At 25.7% G+C, this 15247-nt stretch carries 17 protein-coding genes; 4 read left to right on the top strand and 13 right to left on the bottom strand.

All coding sequences use genetic code 4. The features are described 5' to 3' along the window. Window positions 1–35: 35 nt before the first annotated feature. Window positions 36–551, top strand: coding sequence for a peptide-methionine (S)-S-oxide reductase MsrA (msrA, locus tag ACXX89_RS01710; RefSeq protein WP_458557438.1), 516 nt, complete (start codon window positions 36–38; stop codon window positions 549–551). Between the two features lie 69 nt (window positions 552–620). Here the strand turns inward: msrA and ACXX89_RS01705 are convergent, their stop codons facing one another. The 13 genes from ACXX89_RS01705 to ACXX89_RS01645 all read right to left on the bottom strand — a co-directional run bounded on the left by ACXX89_RS01705 (window position 621) and on the right by ACXX89_RS01645 (window position 13282). Then, window positions 621–1853: a hypothetical protein gene (locus ACXX89_RS01705; RefSeq protein WP_458557437.1), complete on the bottom strand. Its 1233-nt coding sequence runs from the start codon at window positions 1851–1853 to the stop codon at window positions 621–623. Between the two features lie 94 nt (window positions 1854–1947). Next, a complete protein-coding gene (gene fusA, locus ACXX89_RS01700) occupies window positions 1948–4035 on the bottom strand; it encodes an elongation factor G (protein ID WP_458557436.1) in 2088 nt (695 codons plus the stop codon). Window positions 4036–4037: 2 nt separating this feature from the next. Continuing rightward, window positions 4038–4508, bottom strand: a complete 471-nt coding sequence (gene rpsG / locus ACXX89_RS01695) for a 30S ribosomal protein S7 (RefSeq protein ID WP_027123189.1) — start codon at window positions 4506–4508, stop codon at window positions 4038–4040. Between the two features lie 33 nt (window positions 4509–4541). Beyond that, entirely contained in the window at window positions 4542–4955 is a 414-nt protein-coding gene (gene rpsL / locus ACXX89_RS01690) for a 30S ribosomal protein S12 (RefSeq protein WP_436358576.1), read from the bottom strand. Between the two features lie 181 nt (window positions 4956–5136). After that, window positions 5137–6651, bottom strand: a complete 1515-nt coding sequence (locus ACXX89_RS01685; RefSeq protein WP_458557435.1) for a phospho-sugar mutase — start codon at window positions 6649–6651, stop codon at window positions 5137–5139. A 7-nt stretch (window positions 6652–6658) separates the two neighbouring features. Continuing rightward, complete coding sequence (locus ACXX89_RS01680) at window positions 6659–7306, bottom strand: ribulose-phosphate 3-epimerase (protein ID WP_458557434.1); 648 nt, start codon at window positions 7304–7306, stop codon at window positions 6659–6661. Beyond that, a complete protein-coding gene (rsgA, locus tag ACXX89_RS01675) occupies window positions 7293–8162 on the bottom strand; it encodes a ribosome small subunit-dependent GTPase A (protein ID WP_458557433.1) in 870 nt (289 codons plus the stop codon). The genes ACXX89_RS01680 and rsgA overlap by 14 nt, the downstream gene beginning before the upstream one ends. Window positions 8163–8208: 46 nt before the next feature. Beyond that, window positions 8209–9201, bottom strand: coding sequence for a serine/threonine-protein kinase (locus ACXX89_RS01670; RefSeq protein WP_436358580.1), 993 nt, complete (start codon window positions 9199–9201; stop codon window positions 8209–8211). Beyond that, window positions 9201–9944 carry a PP2C family protein-serine/threonine phosphatase gene (locus tag ACXX89_RS01665; protein WP_436358581.1) on the bottom strand — a complete coding sequence of 248 codons (744 nt, stop codon included), beginning with the start codon at window positions 9942–9944 and terminating at the stop codon, window positions 9201–9203. Before ACXX89_RS01665 ends, ACXX89_RS01670 begins: the two co-directional genes overlap by 1 nt. Window positions 9945–9964: 20 nt before the next feature. After that, a complete protein-coding gene (gene gmk, locus ACXX89_RS01660; protein WP_436358582.1) occupies window positions 9965–10549 on the bottom strand; it encodes a guanylate kinase in 585 nt (194 codons plus the stop codon). 12 nt (window positions 10550–10561) lie between these two features. Further along, window positions 10562–11104, bottom strand: a complete 543-nt coding sequence (gene rsmD, locus ACXX89_RS01655; RefSeq protein WP_436358583.1) for a 16S rRNA (guanine(966)-N(2))-methyltransferase RsmD — start codon at window positions 11102–11104, stop codon at window positions 10562–10564. An 11-nt stretch (window positions 11105–11115) separates the two neighbouring features. Further along, window positions 11116–11790 carry a DNA repair protein RecO gene (gene recO, locus ACXX89_RS01650; protein ID WP_458557432.1) on the bottom strand — a complete coding sequence of 225 codons (675 nt, stop codon included), beginning with the start codon at window positions 11788–11790 and terminating at the stop codon, window positions 11116–11118. Next, window positions 11771–13282, bottom strand: a complete 1512-nt coding sequence (locus ACXX89_RS01645) for an MATE family efflux transporter (RefSeq protein WP_458557431.1) — start codon at window positions 13280–13282, stop codon at window positions 11771–11773. Before ACXX89_RS01645 ends, recO begins: the two co-directional genes overlap by 20 nt. 335 nt (window positions 13283–13617) lie before the next feature. On the opposite strand from ACXX89_RS01645, the gene ACXX89_RS01640 reads away from it, so the two are divergent. From ACXX89_RS01640 to ACXX89_RS01630, 3 genes are all read left to right on the top strand, one after another. Beyond that, a complete protein-coding gene (locus tag ACXX89_RS01640) occupies window positions 13618–13947 on the top strand; it encodes a hypothetical protein (protein WP_458557430.1) in 330 nt (109 codons plus the stop codon). 332 nt (window positions 13948–14279) lie between these two features. Then, window positions 14280–14741: a hypothetical protein gene (locus ACXX89_RS01635; RefSeq protein ID WP_458557429.1), complete on the top strand. Its 462-nt coding sequence runs from the start codon at window positions 14280–14282 to the stop codon at window positions 14739–14741. A 26-nt stretch (window positions 14742–14767) separates the two neighbouring features. Then, window positions 14768–15079: a hypothetical protein gene (locus ACXX89_RS01630; RefSeq protein WP_458557428.1), complete on the top strand. Its 312-nt coding sequence runs from the start codon at window positions 14768–14770 to the stop codon at window positions 15077–15079. Window positions 15080–15247: the final 168 nt, after the last annotated feature.

Below are 15247 nucleotides of genomic sequence, written 5' to 3'. Positions count from 1 at the left end.
ATCATTAATTTATCAATAAAAAATAAGGAGAAAATATGAAAAAAGAAGTTTTTATAGCAGGTGGATGTTTTTGAGGAGTAGAAGCTTATTTTTCAAGAATTAAAGGTGTTATTCAATCTGAATCTTATTATATAAATGGAGACTTTGAAGGAGTAACTTATAAAGAAGTTTGTTCTGGTTCAAAGCATGCTGAAGCAGTTAGAGTTATTTATGATGATGAACAAATAGATGAAAAAACTATATGAGAATTATATTTAAATATTATTGATCCTTACTCTCTAAATAAGCAAGGAAATGACAAAGGAACACAATATAGAGTTGGAATTTATTCAAATGATCCAATTGTTTTACAAATATTTGAAGATTTAAATAAAGAATTTATTAATAAAGAAAATAAAGAAAATTACATTGAATTTGATAAAGTTTATGACAAAACAAAAGCTGAAGAATATCATCAAAAATATCTTGAAAAAAATCCTTTGGGTTATTGTCATATTAATCTTTATTCTATTCCAGAAAAATTACTAAAAGATGAATACAAAAATAAATAATTTTATTTATTAAATAATATTATTAAAAATCAAAAATACAGGAAATTCCTGTATTTTCATTTATTTTTTTTAATTTGAAGATTCATTTAAATCAAAAGTTTGTGTATATACTTTATTGGTTGAATCCCCTTCTATTTTATATTTAAAAGTTAGTATTTTAGTACTTGCATCATATACAGCATCATTTGTAATGGAAGGAAATTTATTAACATTGTCAAAGTTTCCTTTTAATTCTGAAACTCTTTTAATTTGTGATAGATTTAATCCTTCTTTTGCAACAAAAATTTTGTTATCTTCTCTTCTGTTTCCACCAAGGATTCCTATAAAATTGCTACTTGAATAATATTGAAGACCTTTGAAAGAAGGATTTGTTAAACTTGATAATTTATTTAAAAATCTAGATTTTCAATCGTCAAAAGCTGGAACTAAAGCATTTTCATACATATTTTGATCTATTGAGTTATTTTCTGAAGGTTCTTCAGAATCTGAATTTTTAGGATTTGTTGGTTCTGTTACTGCTGGTTCACTTTGTCCTTGTTCTCCACTATTATCTGATGGGGTTTGTGGATTTTCGCCTTGCGTAGGTTCTGGAGAATTACCTTGACTTTGTAAATTTTGATCATTTTTTGAAGTTGCAGGTTCTTCTGAATTTTGAGTTGATGATTTTGAATCAGGATTTTCATTATTTGGATTTTTATTTGTAGTTACTGCAGTTGTAGTTTTTTCATCATCTATATTTGTTTTATTTTCTGGTTCTTTATTTTCATCAACAGGTTTATTAAATATAATAGTTTGTGAATATTCTTTATTAGTTTCATCATCTCTTACTTTATATTTGAAAATTAAAGTAGAAGTTGCTTCATCTCAAGAAGCATCACGATATCTTTTGATTTCTTTAGGATTGCTTGGAATTATAACTTGTCTAATTTTCTCTATATCCAAACCTTCTCTTGTAACAAAAATTTCATTATCAGTTCATCCAAGACCAATTAATCCAAAGAATTTATTTGTTGCATAATATTGAATTCCTGTAAAACCATATTTCTTTAAATTTTTAAATCAATTGATTTGTGAATTTTCATTTTTAAATACTAAAGCATTACTGTAATCAATATTTACTTTTTGAGTTTGTTTAACAGGGTTTGCTTGTGTAGTTGGGGTGGTTGGAGAAGGTGTTGTAGTAACTGATATAACATTCTTTTCTTCTTTTTTTGATTCTTGTGCATTACAAGAAATAAAAGTTATTGAACTTAAGGTTGTTATTCCTAATGGTAATAATTTTTTAAATAAATTCTTTTTCATAATTCCTCTTTTCTTTATTTTTCTGTATATTTGTATTTTTTAGGGTAAAAAAACATAGAATTTTTGTTATTCTAAAATTCTATGTTTTAGAAGATTATTCTTCATCTGCTTTAATAGCACGTTTTTTAATAATTACATCTGCAATTTGTTTTGGTGTTACTTCATAGTGATCAAATTGCATTTGATATGTTCCACGACCTGAAGTCATAGATCTTAATTGAGTTGAGTAACCAAACATTTCTGATAATGGAACATCTGCTCTAATAATGTTTGCTCCATCACTTCTTGTTTCTTGCTCTTTAACTTGACCTCTTCTACGAGATAAGTCTCCCATAACATCTCCTGAATAATCTGCAGGAACAACAACAGAAACGTCCATAATTGGTTCTAATAAAACAGTACCAATAGCATCTTTTGCTTTTGTTAAAGCTTTAGAAGCTGCTATTTTATATGCCATTTCTGATGAATCGACATCATGGTATGAACCATCAAATAAAGTAGCTTTAATATCTATCATTGGATAACCTGCTAAAATACCAGCAGCCATTTTATCTTCAAGTCCTTTTTGAATTGATTTAATATATTCTTTAGGAATTTTTCCACCAACAATTTTATCTATAAATTCAAAACCACCATCTGGATTTGGTTCAAATTTAATTCAAACATGTCCATATTGTCCTTTTCCACCAGATTGTTTGATGTGTTTTCCTTCAACTTCTGCTGATTTTGTAATTGTTTCACGATAAGATACTTGTGGTGCACCAACTGTTGCTTCTACACCGAATTCTCTTTTTAAACGATCAACAATAATATCTAAGTGTAATTCACCCATTCCAGCAATAATAGTTTGCCCTGTTTCATCATCTGTTCAAGTTCTAAATGTAGGATCTTCATTTGCTAATTTTTGTAAACCAATTGATAATTTTTCAGTTGCAGCTTTTGAAGCTGGTTCTAATGCTTGAGAAATAACAGGTTCTGGAAATACCATTTTTTCTAAAACAAAATGCTTTGATTTTTCAGAAATTAAAGTATCACCTGTAACTGTATCTTTTAGACCTACAGCAGCACCGATATCTCCTGCTCTTACTTCATCGATTTCTTCTCTTGAATTAGCATGCATTTCTAAAATACGTCCAACTCTCTCTTTTTTATCTTTAGTTGAGTTATATACGTATGAACCTTTTTGTAAAACTCCTGAATAAACTCTAAAGAATGTTAAAGTTCCAACAAATGGGTCATTCATAATTTTGAATGCTAATGCTGAAAAATCATAATCATCTGAAGCCGGAACTTCTACAACTTCATCCCCTATATATCCTTTAATAGCAGGTACATCTAAAGGTGAAGGTAAATAATCAACAACTGCATCAATCATTTTCTTAACACCTTTATTTTTAAATGATGTTCCACAAACTACAGGGAAAAATTCTGAAGTTAATGTTGCTTTTCTAATTGCTTGTTTTAATCTATCAGCTGAAATTTCTTCACCTTCTAAAGCAAGCATCATTATTTCTTCATCAAAATCTGCTACTGCTTCTACTAATTCTGCTCTCATTTTTTTAGCTTTATCTAATAAATGAGCTGGAACTTCGATTTCTTTAGCAATTTCTTCTTTTTCTCCATCGTATTCAAATGCTTTCATTTCTACAAGGTCAATTAATCCTTTATAGTCATTTTCAGCACCAATATTTAATTGGATAGCAACCGCGTTACCTCCAAGTCTTTCTTTAACTGAACGGATTGAAGCTTCAAAATCAGCTCCTGCTTTATCCATTTTGTTAACATAAACAATTCTTGGAACTTTATAATTTGTTGCTTGTCTTCAAACTGTTTCTGTTTGTGGTTCTACTCCTGATTGAGCATCTAAAACCGCAACAGCACCATCTAATACTCTAAGTGAACGTTCAACTTCAACAGTGAAGTCAACGTGTCCTGGTGTATCGATAATGTTAATTCTTTTATCTTTTCAAAAAGCTGTTGTAGCAGCAGAGGTAATTGTAATCCCTCTTTCTTTTTCTTGTTCCATTCAGTCCATTTGTGAACCACCATCATGAGTTTCACCAATTTTGTGGATTTTTCCTGTATGGAATAAAATTCTTTCTGTTGTTGTGGTTTTACCTGCATCAATGTGAGCCATTATACCGATGTTACGATAATCTTTAAGGTCAAATTTTCTTGCCATAATTATCATCTAAAATGTGCAAATGCTTTATTTGCTTCTGCCATTTTATGTGTATCCTCTTTTTTCTTAATTGCTCCACCGGTGTTGTTTGATGCATCGATAATTTCGTTTGCAAGTCTTAAGTCCATTGTTTTTTCTGCTCTTAATCTTGAATAATTAATTAATCATCTTAATGATAAAGTTTGTTTTCTTCTTGCAGAAACTTCCATTGGAACTTGGTAGTTTGTTCCCCCAACTCTTCTTGATCTAATTTCTAATTGAGGTGTTATGTTATTGATAGCTTGTTGGAAAACTTCTAAAGGATCTTTTCCTGTTTTTTCCTTAACAATATCAAAAGCTGAATATAAAATAGTTTGCGCTGTTGATTTTTTTCCGTCTAACATAATTGCATTTACTAATTTTGTAACTAATTTAGAGTTAAAAATTGGATCAGCTAATACATCACGAATAGGCGCTTGTTTTCTTCTTGACATTTTTTCTCCTATATTTTTTATATTATAAAATTATTATTTTTTAGGTTTTTTTGCACCATATTTAGATCTAGCTTGATTTCTTTTATTAACACCAGCTGTATCTTGTGTTCCTCTAACGATATGGTATCTAACCCCTGGTAAATCTTTAACTTTTCCACCACGAATTAAAACTACAGAGTGTTCTTGTAAGTTGTGTCCTTCTCCTGGTATATAAGCTGTAACTTCCATTCCGTTTGATAATTTAACCCTTGCATATTTTCTTAATGCTGAGTTAGGTTTTTTAGGTGTCATTGTTGCAACCCTTGTACAAACTCCACGTTTAAAAGGTGAAGGTAATTTTGTTTCTTTTTTATGTAAAGAGTTGTAACCAACTATTAGTGCAGGAGCTTTTGTTTTTCTTACTTTATTAACACGTCCTTGACTAACTAATTGTGCTATTGTTGGCATTGTCTTTCCTTTCAATTTTTAAATTTTAATTTATATATTCACAAACTTAATTATTCATAAACATTATTATTAATAATAATTAAGTGTATAAATTATATAACAACTTAGCCGAGTGTATCGAAAAAAAATTATTTTTTTTATAGTACTGTTGTTATATTAAAAAAATAAGACAACGAGTGTCTTATTTAATAAATATTTCTTTTGCTTGTTTTAGTATTTTATCTAAATTATTTTGAGCTTCAGTTTTATTTTTTTCTAATGAAAAAATGTAAAGTTTTATTTTAGGTTCTGTTCCTGAAGGACGCAATGCTGCTCAAGAATTATTTTCAAAAAATATTTGAACCATATTTTCAACAATATTATTATAACCTTTTCGATAATCAATAATTTTTGAAACTTTCAAACTAAAATTTATTTTTAAAAATGATTCTAAATAAGAGTTTATTTTTGATGGTTCCATTGAATTCAATTCTATTGAAACTACCTTGCTAAAAATAAATCCATATTTTTTATAAATATTATTTAACTCTTCTAAAAAGGAAATATTTCTTTTTTTAGATAAAATATTTAATATTAAAATTAATGATTGAAATGCATCTTTATCGAAAGAAATATCACTATTGATTAAAGATCCATAACTTTCTTCAAATGCAAAAATATGCGATTTTTCTTTATATTTATTTATTTCAGGACCTACTCATTTAAAACCTGTAGGAATAATTTGACTTTTAATATTGTGCTTATTAGCAATAATAGAAGGAAGGTTGCTTGACACAAATGAATAAATTAATAGATCGTTTTCTTTATAGTAATTTTCTTCTACTAAAAAATTGAAAATTATAGTTGCTAGTTCGTTACCAGTAAAATAATAAAATTCATTATTTGATAATTGTTCTACAAAACCAATTCTATCAGCATCAGGATCAGTTAAAATCCCATATTTAATTTTGTTTTTTTTCATTAAATCAATTAAATTAATATAAGCACTTTTTTCTTCCGGATTTGGATACGAAACAAAATTAAAGTGTTTGCTATTTTTCATTTCAGATTCTACTTTTAAAAATTTAACTGAAGTTTGTTTTTCAATCAATTTAATAACTTGAGAACCGGTTCCATGAAGTGGCGAATAAGCTATTTTAAGGTTATTATCAAACAAATTATTAGAAAAAATTCTTGATATCTCTTGAACATAAACAGGTAAATATTTATCTATACAAATTACTTTTTTATTAAAATTTATTTTTTTTGTATTTAAATTATTGTTGATTTTATTATATTTTTTAAAAAATGGAATCAATTTTTTAACTTCATCAGGAAGGATTTGAGCTCCAAATTTATTATAAATTTTAATACCATTATATTCTTTAGGATTATGAGAAGCTGTAATGTTAATACCACCTATTGCTTGTTTTTGTTTTATTAAAAAACTAACAATTGGGGTTGCAATTGGTTGTTTAGAAGTATAAACTTTTATACCATAATTTTTACTTAAAATTTGTGTTGCTAATTTTAGAAAGATAAATGATTTATTTCTATTATCTCTTCCGATAACAACTCCTTGTTGTTTTGCATTAGCAAAATTTTTTAGTAAATATCTTGCATATCCATCAATAATTCTATAAACGTGTTTAGTGTTTAGTTCACTTTCTTTATTTCCTAATTTACCACGTATACCTGCTGTTCCAAACTCTAACATATTTTCCTTATTTTAATAATTTTTCTAATTTTTCTATTGAAGGTTCAATTGTTAAATATGAACCTGAAACCAAAACATCTGCTCCGCTTTCGAAAGCGCCAGACGCAGTTTTATCATTAATACCACCATCAACCTGAATAATTACATTTAAATTATTATTATCAATAAATTTTCTTGCTTCTTCTATTTTGTTTAAAGAATTTTCAATAAATGATTGTCCGCCTTTACCTGGTTCTACAGACATAATTAATAATAAATCAAAATATTTAAGTAAATCTTTAATTTCACTAAAATCTGTATTAGGTTTAATTGAAATACCTAACTTGATTCTATTTTTATATTTTTTAACCAATTTTAGAATCTCTTCTTGATTGTCAAAAACTTCATAATGAACTGTTGCATAATCAACAACACCAATAACCTTATCAATTATTTTTTCTGGTTCATAAGCCATTATATGAATATCCATTGTATGATGTTTAGAATTATTTTTTATATTTTCTATTTCTTCAATTTCAATTGCTCTGTTTTCAACAAATTTAGCATCCATATAGTCATAATGGATTCAACTAATTCCCATATTAAATAGAATCTTAGCTACTTCTAATCTCTTTTCTTTTGTAATACTTAAAAGTGAAGGACTAATTAATTTCATTTTTTTCTCCTAAAAAATCTTTTAAAAAGTAAAGATAGTTTTCATATCTAGTTAATGGTATTTCTCCGTTTTTTACCATTAATTTAATTTTACAATATTTTTCTTCTTCCTTATAGTGAAAACAAGAGCGAAATTTACATAAATTTGCATTTAATTTAAATATTTTAAAGGCAGTTGCTATTTGATCTTTATTTAATTCTATTTCAAACGAAGAAAAACCAGGAGTATCTATTAACTTCCCTTGATTTCAATCTATCATTTGTACAACTCTAGTGGTGTGTTTACCTCTATTTAAGGATTTAGAAATGGATTGTGTTTCAAATTGATTTTCAGATAATAAATTTATTAAACTTGTTTTTCCTACACCAGTTTGCCCCATAAATACAGAAACTTTGTCCTTAAAAAGTCCAAAAAATTCTGTATTTACTTCCTTTTTATTATGATTATCAATGAAATGAATTTCATAATTTAAATTAATATAATCTTTTAAAACTTCTTTATAGTTAGAATCTAAATCAATTTTAGTAATGGCTAAAACTGGTTTAATGTTTTTGCTTTCAACAATCATTAAAAACTTATCTAAAAGCAGTGAACTAAAATTAGGTTCTTTTACAGACATTACAATAATCACTTGATCAATGTTTGCTATTTTAGGTCTTACAAAAACATTGTTTCTTTCTTTAACTTTTATCACAAAACCTAATTCGTCATATTCCACAAAATCACCAACAACAGGTGATAAATTGTCGTTTCTTAATTTACCACTTCCTCTTAATCTTATAATTTCTTTATTTTCAGTTTCCACATCATAAAAACCAGCAATTACCTTTATTACTCTTCCAATTTTTTTATTCAATACAAAATTCCTTTCTAATTTATTCTTTTATTTAGTTGACTTAATATTAAAAACTAAATAAAAGAATTAAAGTAATTATTAACAAAATTAAAATAATTACAATTACACTTATTATGACAATTGTTCCGGTTCTGGTTGCAAGCCATTCAAAAAGGTTTTTCCTTTGTTTTTGGTCAAAATTTATTATATTTTCACTTAGTCTTTCAGGTTTTAAACAAGTAGATAAATCATTATATAATTCGTTCATATTGTTATAGCGATCATATGGATTTTTAGCTAAACATCGATGAATAATGTTTATTAATCCGTGACTTGTAGTTGGTTTTAAATTCTGAATCTTTGGCAAAGATTGTTCTTTGTGTTTAGCAAGAATTTTAAGATGTGAATCTCCTGAAAAAGGAACACAACCTATTAACATTTGATAAATGACTATACCAATAGAGTAAATATCAATTTTTACAGAACCTTTTTCTTTATAATCAGCTATTTCTCCTGGCATATAATGAACAGAACCTATGACTTTATTTTCTTGTGTCAACCTTTGTGATTCATTATCTATTGCAATACCTAAATCAATTATTTTAATTTGATTTAGGTTTGTTACCATAATATTAGTGTCTTTAATATCTCTATGGAAAATACCGGCTTTGTGAATTGCTTTAATTCCTAAAGTTATTTGTTTTGCGTAATTAACAACATCTTCTTTAGAAAGCGTTCCAGATCTTTCAATAACGTTTTTTAAAATGGTTCCATCAACAAGTTCCATTGCAATTCAAAATTCCTTATTTTCTAAATCAAAACAAGAATCAATTAATCTTGCTACATAAGGTGAATCAACTTTTTTAGTTATTCTTATTTCTTCTTTAAAACGTTCAATACTTAAATCACTCATTGATTCATAATTCATAAGTTTGATTGCACACTTAAAATTATCTTTTTTTCTAACAGCTAAATAAATAACAGACATTCCACCTTTTCCTAAGGTGTTACTAATATAATAGTTTTGAAGTAGTTTTTTGTTATATGTTGGTATATTCATTATTTAATTTCCACTATTGCTACTGTTAAATTATCATTAGAATCATTAGCTAATGCTGTTTCTATAATTTTATTTGCTTTGTATTCAAGATCTTTTTCTTTCAAAAACATAATGTTTTCTAATGTTGGTTTATCAATAAAGTCATGCACTCCATCTGTAGTTTGAATTAAATAACTTTTTTCTTTTCTTTTACTTAAAGAAAGAAAACCGATTTCAGGTGTATAGCGTTTTTTAGGCCCAAGCGAAGAAGTAAGAAAAGATGCTCCAGGTAATTGTGAAGCAACTTCGAAAGAAACCTTTTCTTTTTCTATATAATAGTTCATTAAATTTTGATCACTTGAAAGTTGTTGTAAAATATCGCTATATAGATAAATTCTAGAATCACCTATATTTACAAAGGAAAGTAATTTATTTTTTTTAACAAATATGGTTGCAACCATTGTTGTACCCATGTCTAAAAGTTGTTCGTTTTCTTCTGCTGCTTTGTTCATGTTGATTATACTATCATTAATCCCTTTAGAAAATCAGTTAGTAATTGATTTTTTATCTTCTTTTATTTCTAAAGTAGAAAATAATGTTTTAAATGTGTCAACTGTTATTTGTGAAGCAATTTCTCCTGCATTATGTCCACCCATTCCATCACAAACAATTGAAAAAATTACTTTTTCATTTTCTAATATTAAAACAGAGTCTTCATTTTGAACCCTTTTGCCTTTATTTGTTTTAAAAATATAATTATCCATTAATTTCCTTTATAAAAGTTTTATTTGTTTAATTCAGAAATAATAATTTCTTTAATTTTAGAAGCAGCATTTAAAGGAATATCATTTACTACTTTGTGTAAAAATTTATCTTTTTCTTCTAATTCTAAAACTGCTTTATCAATTCTTATTTGAATTTGCTCTTCACTTTCTGTTCCCCTATTTTTTATTCTTGTATACAAATCATCCATAGAAGGTGGTAACAAGAAAATTGAAATAACAGAATCTTCTTCGTTTCTTTCTTTGTAATATTTTTTAATATTTAATGCACCGATTGTTTCTATTTCAAGTAAAGGTAAAAAACCTTCTTGATTAATTTTTTCAATTTCTGAGTAAAGAGTTCCATAATAATTATCAAAATGTTTATTTCATTCAATAAATTCATTTTTCTTTATTTTATCTTCGAATTCTTCATTAGAAATAAAGTGGTAATGTACCCCATTTATTTCCCCTTCTCTTGGTTTTCTTGTTGTAGCTGAACAAGATAACTTTAATTTTAATTCATTATTCTCAAATAAAATTTTTTCAATGGTACCTTTTCCAACCCCAGAAGGACCAGCTAAAATTACTAACTTATTTTTTTTCATATATTTCCTTTATTATTTCTTACCTAAAAAATAAATATAAGTTTTACCGTATTTTTTTTCTTTTAAAATTTCAAAATATTCACTAATTTCTATATTATCACTATTTGTTTCAACAATGACCTGACCATTATCTAAAAGAATATCATTGTTTGCTATTTCTTTTAAAGTTTCATTTAATAATGTTTTTTCTTCATAAGGTGGATCTAAAAAAATAAAATTAAATTTATTATCCTTTTTCATATTTATCAATTGAAGAGCAGAAAGATTATAACAATGCATATTTTGAATTTTTAGTTTCTTTTGTTCATTAACAATATGATTAAAAATTTTTCTATTTTTTTCAGATAAAAAAACTTCTTTTGCACCACGTGAAATAAATTCAAAAGAAACCGCTCCCGAACCACCAAATAAATCTAAAACTAATGATTCTTCTATTTCAAATTGAATAGAAGAAAAAATGGCTTCTCTTGTTTTATCCGTTGTTGGTCTTACTATTTCTAAGTCTGGTTGTTCTATTTTTCTGCCACGTAAATTTCCTGCTATTATTCTTAACATATATTTATTAATTATATAATATTTTCCTTAATAAATTGCTTAATCTCTTTATATATAGAGAAATTTGCTTTATAATTAGCAAATTTTATATAAACTTCTAATGAATGAGATAAATAATAAAATGTCTTTAATTCTTCAATTGTTCTTTGAAAACTTGTTTTGAAGTGGTATTTACAACTAAAACCACCTTCAAAAAATTGAAAATCTCTTAATTCTTTATTACTTTTACAAGTAACACATTTATCAAAAGATTGTTTATAACCAAAGTATTCTAATAAATGACAAAGAAGATATGTTTTAATAAAGAAAACATTTTCTTTATTTGCTATTTTTATACTCTGTTTTATAAGTTCATATAAATAAGAGTTAGAATATTCTAATTTATCTAAATAAAAAAGGATTTCTTGTAATTCTGTATATGAAAAAGAATTATTTTGTAAATCAAAAAAACTAATAAGTGTTGCTTTTTTAAGTTTAGAGATTCTATTATTGAGTCTGGCTAAAAAGATTTCAAATTCTGCTTCATTTAAAAGTAACAAAGAACTTCTGTTTTTACTATGTACTTTTCTTACTCCGCGAGCAAGAAAAGAAATAATTCTCTTGTTGGTAATAATTTTAACAATTGCATCATAATCATCGTATTCTTGATAATTAATAACAATTCCTTTAGTCGTTGTTGAAGACATTTTTTTCTCACACTTTTCTTTTTATTAATGGATCATCTATGTGTCTTGCTCAGTCTACTTTTAAATACACTATTTCAAATACAAGGAATTTGATTAAATCAACTAAAAAGAAAATTCAATATGTTTGACTTAAACTTAATCCAAGAGATTGTGGTTTAATTACAAAAGTTATAATCACTAGTCATAATAAAGCAATAATTTCTAAACTGAATTCAAGTAATGATGCTAAGTTTGTTCTTCCACCAGAAGCTATTAATCGACTTGAAGTAGAAAATCAAATTCAAATTGGATTGAATACTACTATTACAAAAAGAGTTGCTTGCAATTGTGATAAGTATAATTTTTTAGCTTCTAAAATTGTATCTGAATTTTTTCCTATTTCAGCAGCAAAATAATCAATATACGGGATAAATACAGTAAAAAGTAAAAGTAATAATGATAATGCAAGTGCAATTGTTGAATGAAAACCTTTAAGTTCATTTGCATTTTTCTTAGCAATTTCAAATTCTTTATTTCCAAGGTGTTTTCCTACAAAAACAGAAATGTTAGAACTAAGAGCTCCAAAAACAGCTAAAAATATTTCACTTATTGCCCCTGTTAATCCAAGAATAGCAGCAGCTCCAATTGCTCATTCTTCTTTCCCGATTGTTCCTTGAGGGAAAATTCTATTAAAAAGAGCACTTCTTAGTATTATTAATACAGAATTTCCTGTAATTAAAAAGGCACTGTGTAATCTAAAAACAACTTTTTTTCATGTATCTCTTGACACTTTAAAAAGTGATAAAGGATTAATTAATGTTTTTCTTATTTTTAAAAATACAAAAAAAGTATCACCAAATATTCCAAAAATTCTTGCAGCTATGGAAGCATATGCTGCCCCTTTAACTCCTAATTTAAAAACATATATTAAAAGAATATTTAAAAAAATGTTAATTAGTAAAGATCCAATTGAAGAAATTAAAGCTTCTTTTCCATGTCCTGTTTCTGCAAGAAGCGAACTCATTGGAGAAGTTCAACCAAAAATAACTCATGTTATCACTATTAATCTTAAATAATCTACTGATTGTTGCAATGTTGCTGGATCTTGATTAGTTTGATAAAAAACAGAAATCATTTTTTCAGATAAAGTGAGAGCAAAAATTGCAAATATAGTCATACAACTAAAAGTCAATAAAACTCTTACTCTCATTACTTCTTTTATTTTTTTGTAATTTTTGCTTCCTCAATACTGTCCAACAAGCACTGAACAAATTATAGAAATTCCACCAATAACACCACCTATAATTCCTGTTCAAGAATTGGCATAAGATAAAGAATCAACACCATGAGGTATTTTTGTTACCATAAAATTATCAATGAAACCATTTAGTGAAAAAAGTATTCCTGAAAGAATAATTGGTAAAGAAAATTTTAAGTATAATTTTCATTTACTTCAACTAGCTGGAAAGTGTTCTTTTAAAAAAACAAAAAAATTAAATTTCTTCTTTATCATAATTATTTAAATTTTAGCAAAATAATAAAAAAACATTAATAATTAAGTTGAAAATAACCCTATTTTCTTTGTAATTTGTTTTAAAACTTTACAAAAGTTTATATATGAATTTATTTATAGAAAAATAAGATTATATATGCAAAATTGTTCAAATTTTATGAATTTTTGCCAAATACTTGCTTTTTTTTTTTTTTTTGTAGAATTTAATTTTAAGAAATGATACAAATTGTGCTTTGCAATTATAAAATGAAAAATTCTAATAATATATTTCAATAATTTTTCAATAATTCATTTTTTAAAATTTCAATTAATCAAAAATAAAAATAAGGAAAACTATGAAAAAGAAACTTTTATTATTAACTACTTCCCTTTCTGTTTTAACAACTTCTGCATTAGTAGTTTCATGTCAAACTTCTTTAGATAAAAAGAAAGAAGAATTAATTAATTTAGGTGTAAAAATAGCAATTAAACAAAATCAATCAAATTATGATAAAAAATCAGAAACTGAAAAGAAAGAATATGAAAAACAACAAAAAGACAAAGTTAAAGCTGGATTAGATTCTCTTTTAACAGAGGGTAAATCTATTGAATGAGAAAAAATATTAGACGATGAAATCGTTAAAGCAAGAAAACATTTAGTAGACTTAATATTATCATCAAATTAAAACAAGAATTAGTAAAATAATTATTTCATTAGCACTGCAAAAATGCAGTGTTTTTTATTCAATAAAACTTTTCATTAACTAATTTTAAATGAATTTCCAAATCTTAAATGTTAATTCATTTGTATAAAAAATATATAGGAAAATTGTTCAAATTTTATGAATTTTTGCCAAATACTTGCTTTTTTTTTTTTTTTGTAAAATTTAATTTAAAAAATGATGCAAATTGATATTTGAGATTATAAAATAAGAAATTCTTATAATATATTTTCAATATTTTTCAATGAATCATTTTTTAAAATTTCAATTAATCAAAAATAAAATAAGGAAAAAATATGCAAATAAATATTAAAGAAAAACTAAGAAGTTTAAAAAACTTTTCAATTACCAATCTAATATTAACCTTTTCAGGTCTAATTCTCTTTATAATAACTTTAGCATTTGCAGCAGGAGCTGCAGCAACTCAAAGTGCGGAAGGAGCACTTGCTGCTGGTGTGGGACTTGTTGGTTCTATATTAATTGTTGGAATATTGAATTTCTTTTCAAACATTGTAATATTAGTATTATCAATTGTTGGATTTGTTGCTGCATTAAAAATTAAAGATGCAACAAATGGTTCTAACAAAAAATACTTTGCTGTTTGATTATCAGTAATGATAATAATTATAATAAATTCAATATTCTCATTTATTCCATTTGTTGGTTCAATTTTAGGAATGATTTTCTCTATTTGACCAATAGTAGCTTATATCTTAACAATCGTATGAGCTAACAAAGATGCAAAAGCATTAAACTAAAAATAACATTCAAAGAAAGGAAAAATATGAAAAAGAAACTTTTATTATTAGCTACCCCTATTTCTGTTTTAACAACTGCTGCATTAGCAGTTTCATGTCAATCTTCACTAGATAAAAAGAAAGAAGAATACATTGATTTAACTGTAAAACTAACAATTAAGCAAAATAAATCAGAATATGATAAAAAATCAGAAGCAGAAAAAAAAGAATATGAAAAACAACAAAGAGAAGTGGCAAGATTAGCACTAAACTTATTTTTACCAAATGATAAGTCTAGTGAATGAGAAAAATTATTAGACGGTGAAATTGCAAGATTAAAACAAGAATTAGCAAAATAATTATTTCATCAACACTGCAGAAATGCAGTGTTTTTTTATTCATAAAACTTTTAATTATAATAAAAATCGATACTTAACTTTAAATTAAAAGTAAAATAAAAAATTAAGTTTTTATATGTAATAAAATAAGATTATATATGTAAAATTCTTTGAATTTAACTACTTTTT

The sequence above is a fragment of the Mycoplasma sp. 1012 genome, from assembly GCF_054343455.1.
Note: the sequence above shows the minus strand (reverse complement) of the source record. Positions and strands in the feature narration are given on the sequence as shown.